Below are 22,310 nucleotides of genomic sequence, written 5' to 3'. Positions count from 1 at the left end.
ATTTCATGGAAGAAATATTTCAACAGCTCTATGCCAATGGTGCGCTCCTCGTCATGTGGGGCGCATTACTATTCCACTTATTAATCCCTATTCCTCACGCTGCTCATCCTGTGACTTTGTGGCATAAATTCGCAGAACAACTGGCGAACAAAGTTAATAACAGCCACAACTACTCACAAAGCATTCTCTCTGGCGGACTCGCACTTCTTCTTATGCTTGTACCGTGCTTGATATTACTGCTCGCGATGAAACCTTTAGTTTGGCAAGCGCCCTTATTTGAGCTGGCATTACTGCTTATTGCTCTCGACTGGCGAAACAACGAATCACTTGCGAAACAACTGGTCACAGCAATGTCGAATGAGAACAAAGTGCAGTGCCGAGCACTACTAAAACCTTACCTTAACCGAGATACAGAGAGCTTATCACTGCTTGGCATTGGTAAAGCTGGTGCAGAGACCATCATCATGGGTTACGGACGTAACGTTGTGTGCGTGTTGTTCTGGTATGGATTGACTGGTGGAATTGGCGCATTAATGTATCGCCTAACGGCAGAGCTAGCTCGTGCTTGGTCCCCAAGTCGCCGCCAGTATTCACCTTTTGGTAAGCCAGCTATTCAGCTAACGGCTGCATTGGAGATTGTTCCTTTGCGCTTATTTGCCGTGTTCATTAGCATGGGTAAAAACCTATCGAGTGTTTCGACTGCTATGCTTCAACAAGCGAAGTCTTGGCCACTTCCGGGGCCAGCTTGGTTGTTGTGCTCAATTGGTAACAAGCTTCAATTGTCACTTGGCGGTCCAGCGCTGTACCAAGGTCAAAGAGCTGAACGAGCGAAAATTGGTGGTCGTATAGCACCATCTGCTATTCATTTAGCACAAATCCAAACCCTCATTGTGTGGCGTATTTTTGCTTGGATCGTTATCCAAAGCCTGATTCTCGGACTCATTTATCAAGGACTATGATGAACAAACTTTGCTTTGCTCTTCCTCTTATCTTCTCTGCTGCTTCCTTTGCCAATGAACCAGCTCAACGCGTCATCAGCTTGGCACCACACTCAACAGAAATCGCCTATGCTGCAGGTCTTGGTGACAAACTGATTGCCGTCAGCGAGATGAGTGACTACCCCGAGCAAGCTAAAGATTTAGAGAAAGTATCAAACTATCAAGGCATCAAGTTAGAGCGCATCATTGCCCTTCAACCCGATTTAGTTATCGCTTGGCCTGCAGGTAATCCAGCCAAAGAACTTGAAAAGCTCAAGCAGTTTGGCATTCCTATTTATTACTCAACCACTGGAACGTTAGAAGACATCGCTACGAACATTGAGCAACTTAGCCAGTACAGTGAGAAGCCAGAAGTTGGGCAAAAAGCCGCCGTAGAATTCCGCGCGCAGTTAGAAGCATTAAAAGAAAAATACAATACCGAGGATAAAGTCAGTTACTTCTATCAATTAAGTGAGAAACCGATCATCACCGTTGCGGGCAAGAACTGGCCAAGTGAAGTCTTCACCTTCTGTGGTGGCGAGAATATCTTTGCTAAAGGCAGTGCCCCTTACCCTCAAGTCAGCATCGAGCAAGTGATTACTCGCCAACCCGAAGTCCTGTTTACCTCTCGCCATGCCATGAGTAATGATGGCATGTGGGCAGAATGGAAAAACGACATCCCTGCGTTAAAGAACAACCACGTTTGGTCACTCAATTCCGATTGGATCAACCGCCCAACCCCAAGAACCTTAAACGCGATCGCAGAGGTGTGTGAACACTTTGAAACCGTTCGGCAAAAACGCTAACGTTTTCGTTGGAAATCCCGTACAATTTCCGTCCCATTTCTGTTCCCCCACAATTTGTTTAAAAGGTACCAAGTAACATGGACTCCATGCTGCTTTATATGATCGATTTATTCGGTACTGCTGTCTTTGCGGTTTCTGGCGTTTTACTCGCAGGCCGATTAAAGATGGATCCTTTCGGTGTGATCGTACTCGGTAGTGTGACAGCTATTGGCGGCGGCACTATTCGTGATATGGCGCTCGGGGCAACCCCGGTCTTCTGGATCACTGACACCACTTATCTTTGGGTAATTTTCATCACTTGTTTGCTCACCATGATTCTCATTCGTCGCCCTAAGCGCTTGCCTTGGTGGGTTCTACCTGTCTGTGACGCCATTGGTTTGGCGGTATTCGTCGGTATCGGTGTCGAGAAAGCTCTCGCCTACAACGCTTCTGGCATGGTAGCGGTGATCATGGGCGTTATCACTGGTTGCGGTGGCGGCATTATCCGTGATGTGCTGGCTCGCGAGGTACCCATGGTACTGCGAAGTGAAGTCTATGCGACCGCATGTATCATCGGTGGTATTTTCCATACAACCGCATTGAGTATGGGACACGACCATTCAGTCGCCCTACTCGCAGGAGTCATCTCAACCTTGATTATTCGCCTTGGTGCGATTCGCTGGCACTTGTCACTGCCAACCTTTGCTATCAATCGTTGATCGATACGAATCAATTTACGCACAAGAGCCGACTGAAACGTCGGCTCTTTTTGTTTGTAAAATCACCTGTCGCTTCTCATCTCAAGCTTGGCTATATTAGGCCTATTATTCCCAACATTCATGGATAGACATGTTACTGGAAGGTATCGAAACACTATTAGTTTTAAGTAAAGCAAAAACGATGAGTCGCACTGGGAGTTTGCTGTATATCAGCCAATCTGCGGTGAGTAAACGTATCGCGAACCTAGAGAAAAAACTGGGAAAGAAGCTAGTAGAACCTTCGGGGAGAACCATTAAACTCACACCTGATGGCATGGCTTTGATCGAGAATATTGGTCCGTCTTTTAACGAGTTACGTGGCCTTATTTATGAACAGCAAGAGCTAGAGGACACATCATTAATCACCCTCGATAGCTCAAAGTCTCTTATTGCAGGTTATCTTGGAAAAACCATTGGTGATTACCTCAAGCAAGATCAGTACTTAACTATAACCACCAACCACAGCCCTAGAATCGTTGAGCGAGTTCAATCCGGTAAAGCGACCATTGGGCTTTGTGCTGGCTTGCTTCCACCACATCACGGCTTGATGGCTTTCCACTTATGTGATGAACCTTTTTTCCTCGTTAGTGATCAACCACTGAATGAACTACCGAAAAAAGTCATCACAAATGATTTAACCAACCCCTCAAATAGCTACCAACTGCCTGCATTAGAGAAAATCGGCATCAAACCATTGATGGAAATGGATGCCTACACTGCAGCAGCCCAACTTGCACTGGGAGGGGCAGCGCCAGCATTAATACCGTTATCGATCGTTAGAGCGTTAAAGATCCCTGACCATCACTGCTTTATGTTCGAACAACTGACATCTTTAATTCGACCGATTCATATCTGCGTTAGGCAAAACGTGTACCAGTCACCAAGAGTTAAAACAGTGATAGAAACCATTGGTGATGTTGTTGCCAAAGAAGTTTCGCGGCCATCAGCATAGACATAGTAATCACCAAAGGTCGAATCCACTTTTGGCCTTTGGTCACCACTACTTTGGCACCAAGCTGAGCACCAATAAAGCCCCCCACAGCCATGGTCAGACCGATTTCCCACACAGGCAAACCAGCAAGAATAAAGAACAGTAGAGCCGCGATATTTGAGGTGAAGTTGAGAATCTTAGTACGAGCGGTCGCATCAACCAAAGAGAAGTGACCCAGTGCGACAAAGCAAAGCGCAAAGATAGAGCCAGTACCAGGACCAAAAAAGCCATCGTAAAAGCCCACGCCGCCACCGACGCACAAAGCGAACATCGCTTCAGAGAGCTTTGGCTCCCCTTCCGCGGCTTTCGAAGTTGAAGAGAGCAAAAAATAGAGTGAGATCGCGATCAGCAAGACAGGGATAAGACTAGTGAGCACACCGGCGTCGATAAACTGCACAGCCTCTGCGCCAATAGCAGAACCAATAAAGGTACATAGAATCGCTAAGCGCATCTCTTTCAGGCTAACAATGCCATTACGCACAAAGTACCAACTGGCAGAAAAGCTTCCAAACGAGCTTTGGAGCTTGTTGGTCGCCAATGCCTGAGTAGGACTTAAGCCTGCTGCCAACAAAGCAGGCAGCGTCAAGAGGCCACCACCTCCTGCCATCGCATCAATAAATCCAGCAGCGGATGCGACAAAAAACAGGGCAATTAAGATTTCGAACGTAACTTCCACTTGTGCGTCCTTGTAAATATTTGTAACTAAGATGAGGCAACGATAGCACTGCCAAGCAAACGCACAAAATGAAACTCAAGACACTAACCTATTCCATATTTTCATCAATTAGAGCACGGTTAGCAAAAGCAACTCAAAAACACGAATGAAAAAATGAAGTTTAGAGTACCGTCGCAAAAACAATCCCAAACTTGAGAAGACGAACCGAAGCAAAGGTATAAAACTAGATGCTTAACATTGTTCTATATCATCATTCTTTAGAAACAACGAATGCAGGATGCAAACCAACTAATGAGTAGTTACCCACTAAAACACAGCAACAGTCGAAGTACAGCTTCATACAATAGCGCTTATCCTCTAAGTGAGAGAAAAAGAAGTGACAAAGAAGTCGTTATTTTTTCTTTAGATAGTTTCGATGTCATAGTTAAACATTATATCAAAGACAAAATAAGGCTAACTCGTTGGGAAAACATTAAATCAACGTTTGAAAACTCAGCTGGATATTTTGCTACAGGGCAAGACCTAGTATTCATATCTACCCTAGCAAATTACTTGTACGGGAATAATAGTACGATAGTTGTCAAGAACTACTCTGGAGCACCGCATATTATAGTGACAGGCTCGCCAGCTATCAAAGTCAAGATAAAAGGAGTTGCTAAATTATTACCTACACCAACAGTTGCAAAATTTGCAGTTGGGCCTGAAGCTGCTCTTAACTCGATAAAAAGTGGTGGTGTTATCACGATAATCCTTTTGAGCTCATACAGAGTTGTTGATTACTTCTTAGGTGATAAGCAGACTCTTTCGAAGCTATTAGGAACTATAGCGAGCGATATAATTAAGGTTGGACTTTCATCAGCTGCCGCTGCCATATTTGTTAATTTTGCGGCTTCTGTTGCTGGTGTAACTGTGACTTTAAGTGCTGGACCTATTCTTGCAGCCATTGTAATAAGTAGCGCTGTTGGCCTTTATCTAAATAAGGAAGATCAGGATAAAGGCTTAACTCAAAAGCTAATTCGTTCTATTGACAACCATATAGAGAGCATAAATAGAAGCATAAAAAGTGACATAGAAGAAGAACACAACGAAACTATCAGAAGAGCTCATTCAATGGTATTTTCTCAAAACATGAGCAAAGGACTACTATGATGACGCATGGTAACTACGATAGAAAACAAGCATTGTTCTACTTGATATTCTTACTCATATCATCAACCTCTCTATTTATATACTCACTAAAAGGAATAAGTGGCTTCTATGACAATATAACCACTAAAAGTGAAATAGCAACTTTTGATCAAGTATATGTATATATGCTTGGAGCGAGTTTCATTCTTTTTGAATGCTTGAGAATACTTGTTATCTCAATTATATCAAATAACTTTGTAACTAAGAGCCAATTCAAAAAATCAAGTAAGATTTTTTTAGCACTCTCCATAACTACTTTTTTATCATTATACCCTGCAACTATCTTAGCTGATGTATTTGCTAAGTCTAATAACTATACATTTAGCAAAGACGAATCGACTTACAATATTTTACTGGAAAAAAGAGCATACAAAATAAATAAGTAAGTAGAGTTTTTTTATAACTACACATTGATAGAGCTCAGCATGTGGAGCACTGATCTAATTATGAATTACTTCGTGGTGTCGGACACATACCGAATTTCAGTTTAAAAATTAAAGAGAGTCACATGACTAAAATGGTTCTCCCTGTAGCTTTATATCTATGCTTGACCATTGGTCTAGCAATAAGCCTAATCATCTGGAATGAGTGGTTTTCTATCACTCAACAAATAGAACTCGATACTTATTTCATTCTCTTCGGTGCCATAACTGCAGCAGTAATATGTGTGCCAAACATTCTGACTATAAGTAAGGGCTTGAGTATTGCAGCGAAAGTAAACTTGCTCACCATTGCATTTATTCTGGTTACTTGCAGCGCTAATTTTGTTATTACAAATGGCAGTACTATTGCTTCATCTTTAGGGACGTTACTTTCAGTTATCAGTTTGATGCTATACAAAAGTCCGCTCTACCAAGCTTTCTTAGCGCATTTCAATTCTCTCCATTTTAAGAAACCTTAAAGACAAAAAAGCCCACTCAAATGAGCGGGCAATGAGGTTGTCATATAAGCCCTATTTTTCGGGCTTACTGATTTTTATCTATTACGCTTCTAGGCTAGCTTTCACTTTTGCGTGTAGCTCTTGAACCGAAGTTACCGTGCTCTTCGCGTCTGCAGTGTGTGCCATACAAGTTGCGAATGCAGCGTTTAGCGTTGTCGTGTAGTTCACTTTCTCAGCCAGTGCACCACGACGCAGAACTTTAGAGTCTTCAATCGCTTGACGACCAGCAGCCGTGTTTACGATGTAGGTGTACTCGTTGTTCTTGATACGGTCAAGAATGTGAGGGCGACCTTCGTGTACTTTGTTTACTAGACGTGGGTTGATGCCCGCTTCGCCTAGAATCACTGCTGTACCGTGTGTTGCATCTAGCTGGTAACCAAGTTTTGTCAACTTAGACGCTAGGTCCACAACGCGCTCTTTGTCACCTGCACGAACAGACAGTAGTGCACGACCACCTTCTGGGTAAATGTTGCCACAACCCAATTCTGCTTTCGCGTAAGCTTCTGCAAACGTAGCACCAACACCCATAACCTCACCAGTAGAGCGCATTTCTGGGCCTAACAGTGGGTCAACACCAGGGAACTTGTTGAATGGAAGTACAACTTCTTTCACTGAGTAGTAAGGTGGGATGATTTCTTTCGTAAAGCCTTGAGCTTCAAGCGATTGACCGGCCATTACACGCGCAGCAATCTTAGCGATTGGTGCACCCGTTGCTTTAGATACGAACGGTACTGTACGCGCTGCACGAGGGTTCACCTCGATTAGGTATACTTGGTTGTTCTTAACCGCAAACTGCGTGTTCATCAGACCACGAACACCCAACTCAAACGCTAGCTTTTCAACTTGCTCGCGCATTACGTCTTGGATTTCTTGGCTTAGCGTGTATGCAGGAAGAGAACATGCTGAGTCACCTGAGTGAACACCCGCTTGTTCGATGTGCTCCATGATACCGCCGATAACCACACGCTCACCGTCACAGATAGCATCGATATCGACTTCAACTGCGTCGTCTAGGAAGCTATCTAGTAGAACTGGAGATTCGTTTGATACGCTTACCGCTTCGTTGAAGTAGCGACGTAGGTCTTGCTCGTCGTATACGATTTCCATTGCACGACCACCAAGTACGTAAGAAGGACGTACAACCAGTGGGTAACCGATTTCACGAGATTTCTCTACCGCTTGTTCCATCGTCGTTACTGTCGCGTTTTCTGGCTGTAGAAGACCTAGGCGGTCAACAGCAACTTGGAAACGCTCACGGTCTTCTGCACGGTCGATTGCATCTGGGCTAGTACCGATGATTGGTACGCCAGCCGCTTCAAGTGCGCGAGCCAGTTTCAGTGGTGTTTGACCACCGTATTGAACGATAACGCCTTTTGGCTTCTCAACACGAGCGATTGCTAGTACGTCTTCCAGTGTTACTGGTTCGAAGTACAGACGGTCAGACGTGTCGTAGTCCGTAGAAACAGTCTCAGGGTTACAGTTAACCATGATAGTTTCGTAGCCATCTTCACGCAGTGCTAGCGATGCGTGTACACAACAGTAGTCAAATTCGATACCTTGGCCGATACGGTTTGGACCGCCGCCTAGAATCATGATCTTGTCTTTGTCTGTTGGGTTCGCTTCACACTCGTCATCGTAAGATGAGTACATGTAAGCTGTATCAGAAGAGAACTCAGCCGCACACGTATCAACGCGCTTGTACACTGGGTGGATGTCGTACTGGTCACGTAGACGACGGATTTCGCTTTCCGCAACACCTAGAATCTTAGATAGACGTGCATCAGCAAAACCTTTGCGCTTCAGCTTGTTAAGTTCTTCTTTGTTTAGACCAGCGAAGCCTTTTGCTTTTAGCTCTTGCTCAAGCTTCACGATGTCTTCGATTTGAACTAGGAACCAACGGTCGATTTGCGTTAGGTTGAATACACCATCTACTGACATACCCGCACGGAATGCATCCGCGATGTACCAAATACGCTCTGCGCCTGCTTCTTTCAGCTCATGACGGATTTTCGTCAGTGCGTCTGGCGCATCTAGGTCAACCATCTCATCAAAGCCTGTCGCGCCAACTTCTAGACCGCGAAGTGCTTTTTGCAGTGACTCTTGTTGGTTACGACCAATTGCCATGACCTCACCAACTGACTTCATTTGCGTCGTTAGACGGTCGTTAGCACCAGCAAATTTCTCGAAGTTAAAGCGAGGAATCTTAGTTACTACGTAGTCGATGGTTGGTTCGAATGATGCTGGTGTAGCGCCACCAGTAATGTCGTTCATTAGCTCGTCTAGCGTAAAGCCAACTGCTAGTTTCGCTGCAATCTTAGCGATTGGGAAACCTGTTGCTTTTGAAGCTAGAGCAGAAGAGCGAGATACACGTGGGTTCATCTCGATGATAACCATGCGGCCATCTTTCGGGTTGATACCAAACTGTACATTAGAACCACCAGTTTCAACGCCAATCTCACGCAGTACTGCTAGAGATGCGTTACGCATTAGCTGGTATTCTTTGTCTGTTAGTGTTTGCGCTGGTGCAACCGTGATTGAGTCACCCGTGTGGATGCCCATTGGGTCAAAGTTTTCAATCGCACATACGATGATACAGTTGTCCGCTTTGTCGCGAACCACTTCCATTTCGTACTCTTTCCAACCAATAAGAGACTCATCGATAAGAAGTTCGTTGGTTGGAGATAGGTCCAAACCACGACGACAGATTTCTTCGAACTCTTCCTTGTTGTATGCGATACCGCCACCAGTACCACCCATAGTAAATGATGGACGGATGATACATGGGAAGCCAACCATATCGAGTACAGCGTAAGCCTCTTCCATCGTTTTTGCAGTATCTGCACGTGGACACTCAAGGCCGATAGACTTCATCGCTTTATCGAAGCGAGAACGGTCTTCTGCTTTGTCGATTGCGTCAGCAGTCGCACCAATCATCTCAACGCCGAACTCTTCAAGAACACCGTGCTTCTCTAGGTCTAGTGCACAGTTCAATGCAGTTTGACCACCCATTGTTGGTAGTACTGCATCTGGCTTTTCTTTCGCGATGATGTTGCGAACCACTTCCCATTGGATTGGCTCGATGTAAGTTGCATCCGCCATGTCTGGGTCAGTCATGATGGTTGCAGGGTTAGAGTTTACTAGGATAACTCGGTAACCCTCTTCACGCAGTGCTTTACACGCTTGTGCGCCAGAGTAGTCAAACTCACATGCCTGACCGATAACAATCGGACCAGCACCAAGAATAAGAATACTTTGAATGTCAGTACGTTTTGGCATTATCTACTACTCCGAATTAAGCGCTGTGTTTTTTGATTAGTTCGATAAAGTGGTCAAATAGCGGTGCCGCGTCGTGTGGACCTGGGCTCGCTTCAGGGTGACCTTGGAAGCTAAATGCTGGCTTGTCTGTGCGGTGGATACCTTGTAGAGAGCCATCAAATAGCGATACGTGAGTAGCACGTAGATTTTCAGGTAGTGTTGCTTCGTCTGCTGCAAAACCGTGGTTCTGCGACGTAATCATCACAACATTACGCTCCAAATCTTTTACTGGATGGTTTGCGCCGTGGTGACCAAACTTCATTTTCACTGTTTGTGCACCCGATGCTAGCGCAAGGATTTGGTGGCCTAGACAGATACCAAAGATTGGCAGGCCTTTTTCTAGGAATACTTTTGTCGCTTCAATCGCGTAAGTACATGGTTCTGGGTCACCAGGGCCGTTTGATAGGAAAACGCCATCTGGGTTTAGAGCCAGAACTTCTTCTGCTGAAGTTTCAGCAGGAACAACCGTTAGGCGGCAGCCTCGGTCAACCAACATGCGCAGGATGTTGCGTTTTGCGCCGAAGTCGTAGGCAACAACGTGATATGGCAATTCGCTGTCGTCTTTCGCTTCTGGAAGTCCACCCTCAAGCGTCCACGAACCTTGTTTCCATTGATACGCTTCTTTTGTTGTAACCTCTTTCGCAAGATCCATTCCTTTCAAGCCAGGGAATTCTTTTGCTTTCGCTAGTGCCAAAGCTTCGTCTAGGTTGTTACCAGCTACGATACAACCGTTTTGAGCACCTTTTTCACGCAGGATACGAGTTAGCTTACGCGTGTCGATGTCTGCAATGCCGACGATGTTTTGCGACTTGAGGTAATCAGAAAGGGATTGTTCATTACGGAAGTTAGAAGCGATAAGAGGGAGATCGCGAATCACAAGGCCTTGTGCGTGGATTGAAGAAGATTCTTCGTCTTCGGAATTGGTTCCGGTATTGCCTATGTGAGGATAAGTAAGAGTAACGATTTGTTGAGAATAGGAAGGATCAGTGAGAATTTCTTGGTACCCCGTCATCGAGGTATTAAAAACAACTTCACCAACGGAAATACCATCTGCTCCAATGGAAACACCGCGGAACACTGTCCCATCTTCTAGGACTAACAGTGCTAATTTACCCAAGACAACCTCCAGAATAAAAATGCATAAAAAATAAATTAAGCTGCAAATTTGCCTTCCTTTACCTTGATTATTTACATAAACAGGTATTTTTGACAAATTGGCGGTATTCTAAAGACGGACTTGGAAACTGTCAACACACATTGAAAAATAAATTAGTACTTTCTAGCGAGTAAGGGCATTTCAACAGAAAAAGCCCTAAAAAGTAAGTTTTACTTACCTACACATCAGTTACCATGACTTTTTTGTGAATTTTACAAATTTGAACTTATTACAGATCACAAAATTTTCCGAGTTTTTTGCGCAAACGTTCATCCAGCAAAAACAACCCTCACTTTTGAGCTTTACACACAAATAAACAGCCAAACCACCCAAAAAACCAACCAAACTATCGATAACACGCGCATCGCACGTACTCATTTCATTTACATAATTTTCTTCAAATACAAAAAAGCCGGCTTACGCCGGCGAATAATTATGTACTTAAAGCTCATTCAACCCGAGGACATCGGTCATGGTATAAAAGCCCGCTGGTTTAGAATGTAACCAAACAGCGGCCTTAACGGCACCATTAGCAAAGGTCATACGATCGGTCGCTTTGTGCGTGATCTCAACACGCTCACCGATATCAGCAAACATTGCAGTATGCTCACCGACGATATCACCAGCGCGGATAGTCGCAAAACCGATCTCATCTTTAGTACGTTCGCCCGTGATACCTTCACGTGCATATACCGCAACGTCACTCAGTTTGTTACCCATCGCGCCAGCAATGGCTTCCCCCATACCAATCGCGGTACCAGACGGAGCATCAACTTTATGACGGTGATGCGCTTCTACGATTTCTATATCACAGTAATCGCCCATCACTTTGGCTGCTTTTTCAAGAAGCTTAAAGACTAGGTTCACACCTACAGAGTAGTTCGGAGCCATAACAACAGGAATTTGCTTTGCTGCTTCATCAATCTGGTCACGTTCTTCTTCACTAAAGCCCGTAGTACCGATGACAATGCTTTTACCATGTTGTTTACACAGATCTAGATTCGCTAACGTGCTCACTGGAGCAGTAAAATCGATTACAACGTCAAAGTTGTCGACTTCCTTGGCTAAATCATCCGTCAGAAAGACATCAAACTTACCTTCACCACACAGTTCACCTACATCAACACCAACTAGAGACGATTCTGGACGTTCAGAACCAGCAGTAACGGATGCTTCTGGATTGATATGTGATGCTTTAACTAGATTGCGACCCATACGGCCGGCAGCTCCTGCGATTGCAATACGAACCATTGCGCTTTCTCTCCTTCTCTGGATAAACGAGGCTTACCTCGCCTTCTCTCGTTTCGCTGTATCTTTTTAAACTAACAATATCCCGTGTTAACCACAAGGCAGTTAGATGCAGGTTAAGAAAACTCTTTAACCACACGTTCCAGAATCGGCACATTCGCCTCAGGAAAGGTGTACTCAGGCAATGCTGCAATATCCACCCAACAACCTTCTTGGCCTTCGCGACCATAAGGTTGGTTATCGAATTGAGATACTGTCATAAAATCAAACTTCAGGGACTTATCTGGATAATCGTATTCCAAGTGTTCAAACAAAGCTTGCTCAGTCACCGTAATGCCAATCTCTTCCTCAAGCTCACGAACCATCGCTTGTTCAACCGTTTCGCCTTGTTCAACTTTACCACCAGGGAACTCCCAAAAACCGCCCTTGTGTTTGTCGCTTGGACGTTTGGTGATGAAGATTTGCGATTTGTCTTGGTTAAAGATGATCGCCGCAACAATGTGAATTCTTTTCATTAGATTCGTTCCTAGATCTATCAATACAAAAAGAGCCGCCTAAGCGACTCTTTATTTATGTTTTCAGACTGTATTAGTCGATTTTACCGTGGCACTGTTTGTACTTTTTGCCGCTGCCACATGGACAAGGCTCATTACGGCCCACTTTGCGTTCTTCACGAACCATTGGTTGGTGAGCGCCTTCTTCAGACTCTTCACCTTCAGACAATGGGTTTTGTGCTGCCGCGTGTTGAGCTTGTGCACGACGAGCTGCTTCTTCAGCTTGCGCGCGACGTTGCTCTTCCATACGTTCAACTTCTTCTTGCTGTTGAACACGAACACGAGATAGAACAGTAATCACGTCTGTTTTCAGCGCTTCTAGTAGACCTTCAAACAGTTCAAACGACTCACGCTTGTACTCTTGTTTCGGGTTCTTCTGCGCGTAACCACGTAGGTGAATACCTTGACGTAGGTGATCCATCGCCGCTAGGTGCTCTTTCCATAGCGTATCTAGCGTTTGAAGCATTACTGATTTTTCGAAGTTACGTAGCACTTGTGCGCCAACCACTTCTTCTTTCGCTTTGTAAACTTCAACCGCTAGGTTAGTGATCTTCTCACGTAGCGCTTCTTCGTATAGCTTGTCGTCTTCTTCAAGCCATTGCTTGATTGGCGCGTCTAGATCGAAGTCTGCCTTCAAGCGCTCTTGTAGACCTTCCACATCCCACATGTCTTCTAGAGATTGTGGTGGAATGTATTCATCGATGATCGCAGTGATTACATCTTCACGGTTTTGCTCGATCATGTCGCTAATGTCGTCAACGCTCATTAGCTCATCACGCAATTCGTAAACCACTTTACGTTGATCGTTCGCTACGTCATCGTATTCAAGAAGCTGTTTACGGATATCGAAGTTACGGCCTTCCACTTTACGCTGTGCTTTTTCAATTGAACGAGACAGCATCTTAGACTCGATCGCTTCACCTTCTTCCATACCACTTTGGATAAGGCTAGCCATACGGTCTGAAGTGAAGATACGCAGCAGTGAATCTTCCATCGATAGGTAGAAACGAGATGAACCCGCATCACCTTGACGACCAGAACGACCACGTAGCTGGTTATCGATACGACGAGATTCGTGACGCTCAGTACCGATGATGTGTAGACCACCAGACTCTAGTACTTGATCGTGAACTTGTTTCCACTCTGCTTTAATCGCGTCGATCTGTTCTTTAGTCGGATCTTGCAGTGCTTCCACTTTCGCTTGCCAACTACCACCCAACACGATATCGGTACCACGACCTGCCATGTTCGTTGCGATGGTTACTGCACCAGGTGTACCAGCTTCTGCAACAATCTCAGCTTCACGTTCGTGGAATTTCGCGTTCAGTACGTTGTGCTTAATCTTCGCTTTCTTAAGTGCGTTAGATAGCAGTTCTGATTTCTCGATAGAAACCGTACCTACTAGAGATGGTTGACCTTTCTCTACGCGCTCTTTGATGTCTTCGATGATTGCAGCAAACTTCTCTGCTTCAGTACGGTAAACCACGTCTGGCATATCGTTACGGATCATTGGCTTGTTAGTTGGGATAACAACCGTTTCAAGACCGTAAATCGATTGGAATTCGAATGCTTCTGTATCCGCTGTACCTGTCATGCCTGACAGTTTTTCGTATAGACGGAAGTAGTTCTGGAAAGTAATCGAAGCCAGCGTTTGGTTTTCGTTTTGAATCTTAACGCCTTCTTTTGCTTCAACCGCTTGGTGAAGACCTTCAGACCAACGACGACCCGGCATTGTACGACCCGTGTGCTCATCAACGATTACAACTTCACCGTCTTCGTTAACGATGTAATCTACGTTGCGTTCGAACAACACGTGTGCGCGAAGCGCTGCGTTTACGTGGTGCAGTAGGCTGATGTTCGTTGGAGAGTAAAGCGTATCACCCTCTTCCATCAGACCGTTTTTCACCATCAATTCTTCAACGAATTCTTGGCCCGTTTCTGTTAGGTGAACCTGTTTAGATTTCTCATCTACTGTGTAGTGACCGTCACCGCGGTATTCTTCAGAATCTTCTTTATCTTGCTTTTGAAGCTGTGGAATAAGCAGGTTGATACGAGTGTATAGATCAGAGCTGTCTTCTGCTGGACCAGAGATGATCAAAGGAGTACGAGCTTCATCGATAAGGATTGAGTCCACCTCATCGACTACAGCGAAGAAACGCTCACGTTGAACACGGTCTTCATTGCGGAAAGCCATGTTGTCACGTAGGTAGTCAAAACCAAATTCGTTGTTTGTACCGTATAGGATGTCAGCTTGGTAAGCTTCTTTCTTCGCTTGAGGAGGCATGTTTGGCACGTTTACGCCAACAGTCATACCTAAGAATTCAAATAGTGGACGGTTAGTCTCAGCATCACGTGTCGCTAGGTAATCGTTCACTGTGACTACGTGTACACCTTTACCTGGAAGTGCGTTTAGGTAAGCAGGAAGGGTTGCAGTTAAAGTTTTACCTTCACCAGTACGCATTTCCGCAATTTGACCGCCGTTCAGTACCATACCACCGATAAGCTGAACGTCGAAGTGACGCATGCCGTAAACACGTTTAGATGCTTCACGAACCGTAGCAAAAGCTTCTGGAAGTAGCTTATCAAGAGTTTCGCCTTGCTCTAGGCGCTCACGGAACTCAACTGTCTTCGCTTTTAGCTCTTCATCAGAAAGTGCTTCGAACGTTGGTTCGTAGTTATTAATCTCTTTTACAATTTTTCTAAGGCGGCGCAGTGTTCGGTCGTTGCGACTGCCAATTACTTTTGTCAGTAGCTTAGTTATCATTTTTCGTGGATCTCTCTTTAATCAGACCGTTCCCGATCTACTCGTAATGCCTTCAGTCTCTGCCAGTTTGGAACTAAGAATACTGAGATAAATCATTTATCAAAGATATTGAGTTCAAACATCCATATTTCAAGGCTAAATTTTGAATCAATGTGGCTTAGTGTAAGGATTTTTCATCGATACAACCATAAATAGACGTATTTGTTTGAAGCACTCGTAAGTTTTTAGACAAACTGATGGCGGATTAGCCAGTATTACACAAGCCTCACGGCGTAAAGTCAGCATTTTCAAAAAAATCCGCTTTTACTTGCTAAACCCAAATCGTCTGGTGACGTTGAAGATAAAGGCCATAATGTAAACTATACCTAAGCAGAAAGCTGCTCTAGAATACCCATATCTCAACAAAATTAGATTTTACCTATGCGTGATCATCGCCCTACCTTAACAGACGACCTTATTGCTGAATCTCAGTTTAAGCAGATTCAAGAGCATGCAGGGGAAATCTTGCAGCTGAATCAGGCATTGCAGGAGATCTTGCCAAAAGGAACGGCCGATCATTGCCGTGTGGCGAACGTTCGCAGCGGTCATTTATTAATTGATGTATCAAGTGCTGCGATCAAAATGAAGATCGATTACGATCGCCTGATGATCCTCAATAAACTGAGAACCCAGGGCTACGCAAAATTAATGAGTGTGGAGGTAAGAATCAACCCTTCCCTTTACCGTAATCGGTTCGAACAAGAGAACAAACCAAAGCGTCCACCATTAACCGAATCCGCGGCAAACTCGCTGTTGATCATTGCTGATATGGCGCCACCGAAGATCCAAGAACGCTTGAAGCGCCTTGCCGATATGGCAGAGAAGAAAAGCGAAAAATAGCAACGAAACTTCAGATACTAAAAAGCCAGGCATTGCCTGGCTTTTTTAATTTGTTTGCGTTGGCGTATTTTACGCTAGAACCATATTTGGTTGTGCAAATGCAACTGGTGAACCTTCTTCTTCTTCGAATGTTGTCCATTCCCATGCTTCTTGATCAGCAAGAACAGCACGTAGAAGTTGGTTGTTTAGACCATGACCTGATTTGAACGCACGGAATTCACCGATAATTGCGTGACCACACATGTAAAGGTCACCAATCGCATCCAATACTTTGTGAGTAACAAACTCGTTATCAAAGCGTAGGCCTTCTTCGTTAAGAATGCGGTAATCATCCAGTACGATTGCGTTATCAAAGCTACCACCAAGAACTAGGTTCTGAGATTGTAGATATTCGATATCACGCATGAAACCAAATGTACGTGCACGAGAAATCTCGCGAACGAAGCCTTGAGATGAGAAATCAAACAGAAGACGTTGCTCGTCTGATTCGATCGCAGGGTGGTTGAATTCAATTTCAAAGTCCATACGGAAGCCGTTAAATGGAACAAACTCTGCCCACTTATCGCCATCTTCAAAACGAACTGGTTTCTTAATACGGATAAAACGCTTAGGCGCATTTTGCGTTTCGATACCTGCTTGTTGTAGCAAGTATACGAACGGGCTAGCGCTACCATCCATGATTGGAATTTCAGGTGCGTCAACTTCAACAATAATGTTGTCGATGCCCATACCAGCAAGTGCCGCGTTCAAGTGTTCAACAGTTGAAATACGCACGCCTTCGTCGTTCACTAGTGCTGTACATAGCATAGTGTCACGAACAGACGCTGGATCAGCTGGAAAATCTACAGGTGGGTTTACATCTGTACGACGGTAAATGATACCTGTATTAGCAGCAGCTGGGCGCAGAGTAAGTGTGACTTTACGACCAGAGTGGAGACCCACACCAGTTGTTTTCACTATTTCTTTCAGAGTACGTTGTCTGATCATCTGCTTGCCTCTCTAAAATATGCTACAAAACACGGCCGTCTGTAACGTCGACCGTGAATGCTACCATAATTTTGAGCTATGTCAAATTTACGGGTTAAAGATTAATCAGCCTGACGACGCAAAAATGCCGGAATATCTAAATAACCGCTTTCTTTCTCTTGCTTTGGTGCTGCTGAGCTTTGGCCCGCAGATGAAGCTGGAGAAGAAGAAACTGTGTTTGTCGGCTGAGGAGTTACCTGTGGCTTCTCTTGCACTGGAGTAGTTTGCAAAGTTTGTGCCGGTTTCTCTTCAGCTTGTGGCGCTACAGCTTGCTGTTGTGGTTGAGCTTGCGGTGCAGCCGTCGGAGCTACTTTCGCTTTGCCACCAGCAACTAGCGTAATGTCTGGTTTTTTCTCGTTGCCGATACCTGTCGCAACAACTGTTACGCGGATTTCGTCCGTCATATCTGGGTCTAGAGAAGTACCGATAACCACTGTCGCATTGTCCGAAGCAAATGCTTTCACTGTGTTACCTACTGTCTCAAACTCATCGAGACGCATGTCCAGACCAGCAGTGATGTTAACAAGAACACCACGAGCACCCGCTAGATCGATGTCTTCTAGAAGCGGGCTAGAGATAGCCATCTCTGCTGCTTCTTCTGCACGATCTTCGCCTTTCGCGATGCCGCTACCCATCATTGCGTGACCCATTTCAGACATTACAGTGCGTACGTCTGCAAAGTCGACGTTGATCATGCCAGGACGAGTGATTAGCTCTGCAATACCTTGAACTGCGTTCTTAAGAACGTCGTTCGCGCTTGCAAACGCTTCTAGCAGCGTTACACCACGACCAAGTACTTTAAGTAGCTTTTCGTTTGGAATCGTGATCAAAGAGTCAACGTGCTTAGAAAGCTCATCGATACCTTGCTCTGCAAATGCCAAACGCTTTTTGCCTTCAAAGCTGAACGGTTTTGTTACTACCGCAACGGTAAGAATACCCAGCTCTTTTGCTACTTCAGCGATAACAGGTGCTGCACCAGTACCAGTACCACCGCCCATACCAGCTGCGATAAACACCATATCGGCACCAGTTAGGGAATCTTTAAGTCTATCTCTGTCTTCGAGAGCTGCCTCACGGCCAACCTGTGGATTCGCACCTGCCCCCAGACCTTTAGTGATATCACCACCAATCTGAATGACATTGCCAACGCTTGTCTTACGAAGTGCTTGCGCATCAGTGTTGACGCTGATGAATTCCACACCTTCGATGGATTCACGCACCATGTGTTCAACAGCGTTACCACCGCCGCCACCAACCCCAACGACCTTGATTACTGCATCGTCAGACATTTCCATCATCGGTTCAAACATGTGTTGTCTCCGTTTATCCTGCAACTCAGGTTAAAACTCTTTTTGTATCCAATTACGCAATTTACCGAAAAAGCCAGTAACAGATGAGCGCTTAGGTTCATTATAATCGCTATCGTCGCTAGACTGCATGTCTCTTGCGTAATGAAGTAATCCAACTGCCGTAGAATGGTACGGCTCTTTTACATAGTCAGTTAATCCGCTGACTTCGAGCGGTTTGCCGACCCTTACTTGGTTGCGGAATACGCGTTCCGCACATTCTACCACTCCCTCGATTTGCGCTGCACCGCCGGTAAGAACTACACCCGCGGCGAGATGGTGCTTAATGCCCTCTTCGCGCAATTTCGCTTGTACAGAGTCGATAGTTTGGTTAACCAGTCCCATAAGCTCAGAGTAGCGTGGTTCAATCACTTCTGACAAAGTCTGACGCTGCAGACTACGTGAAGGTCGACCACCTACGCTTGGAACGTTAACCGTGTCATCCTTACTGACCAGTTCACTCAAGGCGCAACCATATTTGACCTTTATTTCTTCAGCATCGCTCACAGGCGTACCAAAAGCAAAGGCAATATCGCTAGTTACAGCATTTCCTGCGTAAGAAAACACCTCTGTGTGACGTAACGCACCACCAGTCCAGATAGAAACATCCATCGTGCCAGCGCCAATATCGACCACACAAACCCCAAGCTCTCTTTCATCCTCGGTAATTACCGCGTTACTCGCAGCAAGCCCAGAAAAAACAAGTTGCTCTACTTTAAGGCCGCAGCGTTCTACCGCCTTAATAATATTGCGTGCCATATCATTATGGCATGAGATCAAATGGACACTCACTTCCATTCTCACTCCAGATAAACCAAGCGGATTTTTGATACCCTCTTGGTAGTCGATGGTGAACTCTTGCGGAATCACGTGAAGGATTCGTTGTTCATCACCGATTTTAATCGATTTTGCGGTATGGATAGCGCGATCCATATCTTCTTGAGAAACTTCCTCGTCCGATATAGTGCCCATGCCTTTTTCAATTCGGCTTGCGATATGCTTACCAGACAACGAAATAAATACTCGGCTGATTTGGCATTCCGCCATTAACTCAGCTTGATCAATTGCGCGTTGTACTGATTTTACAACCGACTCCAAATCATTCACGCCGCCTTTATCCATGCCACGTGAAGGGCTACTACCCGAACCAATAATATTTATTTGGCCATCCGGTAGAATCTCACCCACTAGAGCTGATACGGTTGCAGTGCCTATATCAAGACCAACAATAATGTTGTCATCAGCGGCCTTAGTCATTCGTACTCTCTTGTTCTAACTCATGTTCAGGAAACCAACCAACCGCGGCTCCCGTATCGTACCTAAGATCGATATAACTGATTCTTTGTGTGTCACTGCCAAGCTTGTTGTAGAGCAAGAAGAAACGCTCTATTCGCTCATCCAGAGACTCTTTACCGAGCTCTAGTCGAATACCGTTATCAAGGATGATTTGCCAAGCTCGTCGCTCGTTTAATACAAGAGACGATATAGCAAGACCCAGTGTTTGGAACTTAGGTCGGAGTTCGCGATAGGTTTGCAAGACTTCCGGCCCGGTTTCATTGGGTCCATATAACTTAACTTTCTCTTCCTTTAGCAGGCCGACATCGCCTCCAAATACCAAGCCATTATTATCTAATAACTCGTTGCCATTCCAGATGGCGACTGGGCGATGTTCTGTCAAAAATACTTTTACTGTGTCAGGCCATTGTTTGCGGATCGCGGCATGCGCAACCCAAGGAATGGCTTCAACACTATGTTGCAACACATCAATGTCTTGTGACATGAAGGTGCCAATATGATCAATCTGGCTAAACGCAGCTTGAACATCGTCTGCAGTGACATACTCCAGTTTTCCCTGAAGTACTATTTTGGAGAGAGGTAACCTTTGGTCATCCCACATCCAACTGATCGCTGAGTACAAAACAGAACTAATTAAGGTCACCACAACAACGAAAAATAGCGCACCTAAGATTTTATCTTGACGACCACGGTTATTGTCCGTGTTAAGTCGCTCTTCATTAAGTGCAATATTCAACAACGTCTTCGTTTCCTGACTTTTGTCCTGTACTTTTCACCGTGTTAGCACACATTGGCAAAAGCATTGACTTTAACCTTGGGATTATACTGAGCTCTTGTAAACTATCAAACACTGATAGCGATAAATCACAACGTTCTTGACGCAAAATCGAGATCTAGGTCTTTCTCTGTACCTTGCGTCAACCTTGGTCGCTAACCGAGCATCTTGCTAATGTTCAATTCAAGTGCTGCTAATTGCTTCGCCACTTTACCAACATCACCCGCGCCTTGAGTCAAAATCAGGTCGCCGTCTTGTATAACGTTAGCCAAAACTGAAGGTAATTGCTCGATTTCTGGGACAAAAATTGGATCTACCTTCCCACGACTGCGAATGGTACGGCACAATGCTCGACCATCTGCACCTGCTATTGGCTTTTCACCTGCGGCGTATACATCCAACATGATTAGCACATCAACTTGTTCAAGTACGTTTGCAAAATCATCGTATAAATCACGAGTTCGGCTGTAACGGTGCGGTTGGAAAATCATCACTAAGCGCTTATCTTGCCAACCACTTCGCGCGGCATGGATCGTTACGTCCACTTCTGTTGGGTGGTGACCGTAATCATCGACAAGCATGGCATGGCCGTTGCCAGTATCAAACTCACCCAAATGGTCAAAACGACGACCAGTACCTTGAGTACCTGCCATTGCTTTTAAAATCGCTTCATCGCTAATGTCATCTTCTGTGGCTACCGCAATTGCTGCTGATGCGTTCAAGGCATTATGACGGCCAGGAATATTTAGTGTGATATCAAGATTCGCACGACCTTCGCGTACTACGGTGAATTTGCCTTGCTGACCTTCTTGGTGATAATCCTCGATACGAACATCCGCATCTTCAGAGAAACCATAAGTGATCACTTGACGGCTAATTCGAGGAATCAATTCACGAATCACAGGATCGTCGATACATACAATTGCTTGGCCGTAAAACGGTAGGTTGTGAAGGAAGTCAATGAAGGTTTGCTTCAAGGTTTCGAAGTCACCACCGTATGTATCCATGTGGTCAGCTTCGATGTTCGTTACGATGCTCACCATAGGTTGCAAATGCAAGAATGAAGCGTCACTTTCGTCTGCTTCAGCAATCAAGATTCGGCTAGAGCCCAAGCGTGCGTTCGTACCCGCGCTCTTAACCAAACCACCGTTAACAAAGGTAGGATCCAAGCCCGCTTCAGAATAGATTTGCGTCACAAGCGCCGTGGTTGTTGTTTTGCCGTGCGTACCTGCAACAGCAATACCGTGACGGAATCGCATCAATTCAGCCAACATCTCTGCGCGACGTACGATAGGAATACGCAACTCACGCGCAGCCATCACTTCTGGGTTTTCTTCGTTAATCGCCGTTGAAACCACAACAACACTGGCTTTTTCTACATTGCTCGCTTGGTGGCCGATAAATACGGTTGCACCTTTCGATACTAAACGCTCAGTCACTGGGTTCTCTGATAGATCAGAACCTGTGATTTGGTAGCCTTCGTTCAACAGCACTTCTGCAATGCCGCTCATGCCCGCACCACCAATGCCGATGAAGTGGATGGATTTCACGCGGCGCATTTCTGGCACCATTGCGCGAATCTGAGCTAAGTCTTGTGTATGTTGGATTGTCATCAATTCTATTCTCAATAATTCGA

Annotated in this window: 19 protein-coding genes; 8 read left to right on the top strand and 11 right to left on the bottom strand. The window is 45.2% G+C overall.

Annotation, left to right across the window (positions count from 1 at the left end; translation table 11 throughout):
* Positions 1-5: 5 nt before the first annotated feature.
* From KHO06_RS02325 to KHO06_RS02310, 4 genes are all read left to right on the top strand, one after another.
* Entirely contained in the window at positions 6-959 is a 954-nt protein-coding gene (locus tag KHO06_RS02325; RefSeq protein WP_212582044.1) for a cobalamin biosynthesis family protein, read from the top strand.
* The gene (gene btuF, locus KHO06_RS02320) at positions 959-1,783 is read left to right on the top strand and encodes a vitamin B12 ABC transporter substrate-binding protein BtuF (RefSeq protein ID WP_212582438.1); all 825 of its coding nucleotides are present in this window, start codon (positions 959-961) and stop codon (positions 1,781-1,783) included. Before KHO06_RS02325 ends, btuF begins: the two co-directional genes overlap by 1 nt.
* Before the next feature lie 77 nt (positions 1,784-1,860).
* Positions 1,861-2,481 (top strand): TRIC cation channel family protein, encoded by a 621-nt coding sequence (locus tag KHO06_RS02315; protein WP_005425397.1) that lies wholly within the window; start codon positions 1,861-1,863, stop codon positions 2,479-2,481.
* Between the two features lie 130 nt (positions 2,482-2,611).
* Entirely contained in the window at positions 2,612-3,472 is an 861-nt protein-coding gene (locus tag KHO06_RS02310; RefSeq protein ID WP_038888963.1) for a LysR family transcriptional regulator, read from the top strand.
* Here KHO06_RS02310 and KHO06_RS02305 read toward each other — a convergent pair.
* On the bottom strand, positions 3,408-4,187 hold the full coding sequence (locus KHO06_RS02305; protein WP_009707726.1) for a TSUP family transporter: 780 nt from the start codon (positions 4,185-4,187) through the stop codon (positions 3,408-3,410). The two genes, KHO06_RS02310 and KHO06_RS02305, sit on opposite strands and share 65 nt — an antisense overlap.
* Before the next feature lie 270 nt (positions 4,188-4,457).
* Here KHO06_RS02305 and KHO06_RS02300 point away from each other — a divergent pair, with 270 nt between their 5' ends.
* The 3 genes from KHO06_RS02300 to KHO06_RS02290 all read left to right on the top strand — a co-directional run bounded on the left by KHO06_RS02300 (position 4,458) and on the right by KHO06_RS02290 (position 6,276).
* On the top strand, positions 4,458-5,336 hold the full coding sequence (locus KHO06_RS02300) for a hypothetical protein (RefSeq protein WP_103410247.1): 879 nt from the start codon (positions 4,458-4,460) through the stop codon (positions 5,334-5,336).
* Complete coding sequence (locus tag KHO06_RS02295; RefSeq protein WP_158652654.1) at positions 5,333-5,761, top strand: hypothetical protein; 429 nt, start codon at positions 5,333-5,335, stop codon at positions 5,759-5,761. The genes KHO06_RS02300 and KHO06_RS02295 overlap by 4 nt, the downstream gene beginning before the upstream one ends.
* 122 nt (positions 5,762-5,883) lie before the next feature.
* Positions 5,884-6,276, top strand: coding sequence for a hypothetical protein (locus tag KHO06_RS02290; RefSeq protein WP_212582043.1), 393 nt, complete (start codon positions 5,884-5,886; stop codon positions 6,274-6,276).
* A gap of 81 nt (positions 6,277-6,357) precedes the next feature.
* Here KHO06_RS02290 and carB read toward each other — a convergent pair whose 3' ends face one another.
* The 5 genes from carB to secA all read right to left on the bottom strand — a co-directional run bounded on the left by carB (position 6,358) and on the right by secA (position 15,352).
* Positions 6,358-9,591, bottom strand: coding sequence for a carbamoyl-phosphate synthase large subunit (carB, locus tag KHO06_RS02285; protein ID WP_005436162.1), 3,234 nt, complete (start codon positions 9,589-9,591; stop codon positions 6,358-6,360).
* Between the two features lie 16 nt (positions 9,592-9,607).
* A complete protein-coding gene (gene carA, locus KHO06_RS02280) occupies positions 9,608-10,747 on the bottom strand; it encodes a glutamine-hydrolyzing carbamoyl-phosphate synthase small subunit (protein WP_010445883.1) in 1,140 nt (379 codons plus the stop codon).
* Between the two features lie 480 nt (positions 10,748-11,227).
* Positions 11,228-12,037 carry a 4-hydroxy-tetrahydrodipicolinate reductase gene (gene dapB, locus KHO06_RS02275; RefSeq protein WP_212582042.1) on the bottom strand — a complete coding sequence of 270 codons (810 nt, stop codon included), beginning with the start codon at positions 12,035-12,037 and terminating at the stop codon, positions 11,228-11,230.
* A 113-nt stretch (positions 12,038-12,150) separates the two neighbouring features.
* Positions 12,151-12,549, bottom strand: a complete 399-nt coding sequence (gene mutT, locus KHO06_RS02270; RefSeq protein ID WP_212582041.1) for an 8-oxo-dGTP diphosphatase MutT — start codon at positions 12,547-12,549, stop codon at positions 12,151-12,153.
* A gap of 73 nt (positions 12,550-12,622) precedes the next feature.
* Entirely contained in the window at positions 12,623-15,352 is a 2,730-nt protein-coding gene (gene secA / locus KHO06_RS02265) for a preprotein translocase subunit SecA (protein WP_010646536.1), read from the bottom strand.
* Positions 15,353-15,772: 420 nt separating this feature from the next.
* Here secA and KHO06_RS02260 point away from each other — a divergent pair, with 420 nt between their 5' ends.
* On the top strand, positions 15,773-16,231 hold the full coding sequence (locus tag KHO06_RS02260) for a DciA family protein (RefSeq protein ID WP_212582040.1): 459 nt from the start codon (positions 15,773-15,775) through the stop codon (positions 16,229-16,231).
* A 69-nt stretch (positions 16,232-16,300) separates the two neighbouring features.
* Here the strand turns inward: KHO06_RS02260 and lpxC are convergent, their stop codons facing one another.
* From lpxC to murC, 5 genes are all read right to left on the bottom strand, one after another.
* Positions 16,301-17,218, bottom strand: coding sequence for a UDP-3-O-acyl-N-acetylglucosamine deacetylase (lpxC, locus tag KHO06_RS02255; RefSeq protein ID WP_005436150.1), 918 nt, complete (start codon positions 17,216-17,218; stop codon positions 16,301-16,303).
* Positions 17,219-17,319: 101 nt separating this feature from the next.
* A complete protein-coding gene (gene ftsZ / locus KHO06_RS02250) occupies positions 17,320-18,567 on the bottom strand; it encodes a cell division protein FtsZ (RefSeq protein ID WP_005528698.1) in 1,248 nt (415 codons plus the stop codon).
* 30 nt (positions 18,568-18,597) lie between these two features.
* Positions 18,598-19,860 (bottom strand): cell division protein FtsA, encoded by a 1,263-nt coding sequence (gene ftsA, locus KHO06_RS02245; protein WP_005528700.1) that lies wholly within the window; start codon positions 19,858-19,860, stop codon positions 18,598-18,600.
* Positions 19,853-20,638: a cell division protein FtsQ/DivIB gene (locus KHO06_RS02240; RefSeq protein ID WP_005528702.1), complete on the bottom strand. Its 786-nt coding sequence runs from the start codon at positions 20,636-20,638 to the stop codon at positions 19,853-19,855. The genes ftsA and KHO06_RS02240 overlap by 8 nt, the downstream gene beginning before the upstream one ends.
* A 191-nt stretch (positions 20,639-20,829) precedes the next feature.
* A complete protein-coding gene (gene murC / locus KHO06_RS02235) occupies positions 20,830-22,287 on the bottom strand; it encodes a UDP-N-acetylmuramate--L-alanine ligase (protein WP_012126988.1) in 1,458 nt (485 codons plus the stop codon).
* Between the last annotated feature and the right edge of the window lie 23 nt (positions 22,288-22,310).

The sequence above is a fragment of the Vibrio sp. B1FIG11 genome, assembly GCF_905175335.1.
Lineage (GTDB): Bacteria > Pseudomonadota > Gammaproteobacteria > Enterobacterales > Vibrionaceae > Vibrio > Vibrio campbellii.
Note: the sequence above shows the minus strand (reverse complement) of the source record. Positions and strands in the feature narration are given on the sequence as shown.

Coding starts and splice junctions, on each gene's coding strand:
- KHO06_RS02325 (WP_212582044.1), top strand. CDS start 6: ATGGAAGAAATATTTCAACAGCTCTATGCCAATGGTGCGCTCCTCGTC.
- btuF (WP_212582438.1), top strand. CDS start 959: ATGAACAAACTTTGCTTTGCTCTTCCTCTTATCTTCTCTGCTGCTTCC.
- KHO06_RS02315 (WP_005425397.1), top strand. CDS start 1,861: ATGGACTCCATGCTGCTTTATATGATCGATTTATTCGGTACTGCTGTC.
- KHO06_RS02310 (WP_038888963.1), top strand. CDS start 2,612: ATGTTACTGGAAGGTATCGAAACACTATTAGTTTTAAGTAAAGCAAAA.
- KHO06_RS02300 (WP_103410247.1), top strand. CDS start 4,458: ATGCAGGATGCAAACCAACTAATGAGTAGTTACCCACTAAAACACAGC.
- KHO06_RS02295 (WP_158652654.1), top strand. CDS start 5,333: ATGATGACGCATGGTAACTACGATAGAAAACAAGCATTGTTCTACTTG.
- KHO06_RS02290 (WP_212582043.1), top strand. CDS start 5,884: ATGACTAAAATGGTTCTCCCTGTAGCTTTATATCTATGCTTGACCATT.
- carB (WP_005436162.1), bottom strand. CDS start 9,591: ATGCCAAAACGTACTGACATTCAAAGTATTCTTATTCTTGGTGCTGGT.
- dapB (WP_212582042.1), bottom strand. CDS start 12,037: ATGGTTCGTATTGCAATCGCAGGAGCTGCCGGCCGTATGGGTCGCAAT.
- mutT (WP_212582041.1), bottom strand. CDS start 12,549: ATGAAAAGAATTCACATTGTTGCGGCGATCATCTTTAACCAAGACAAA.
- secA (WP_010646536.1), bottom strand. CDS start 15,352: ATGATAACTAAGCTACTGACAAAAGTAATTGGCAGTCGCAACGACCGA.
- KHO06_RS02260 (WP_212582040.1), top strand. CDS start 15,773: ATGCGTGATCATCGCCCTACCTTAACAGACGACCTTATTGCTGAATCT.
- lpxC (WP_005436150.1), bottom strand. CDS start 17,218: ATGATCAGACAACGTACTCTGAAAGAAATAGTGAAAACAACTGGTGTG.
- ftsZ (WP_005528698.1), bottom strand. CDS start 18,567: ATGTTTGAACCGATGATGGAAATGTCTGACGATGCAGTAATCAAGGTC.
- ftsA (WP_005528700.1), bottom strand. CDS start 19,860: ATGACTAAGGCCGCTGATGACAACATTATTGTTGGTCTTGATATAGGC.
- murC (WP_012126988.1), bottom strand. CDS start 22,287: ATGACAATCCAACATACACAAGACTTAGCTCAGATTCGCGCAATGGTG.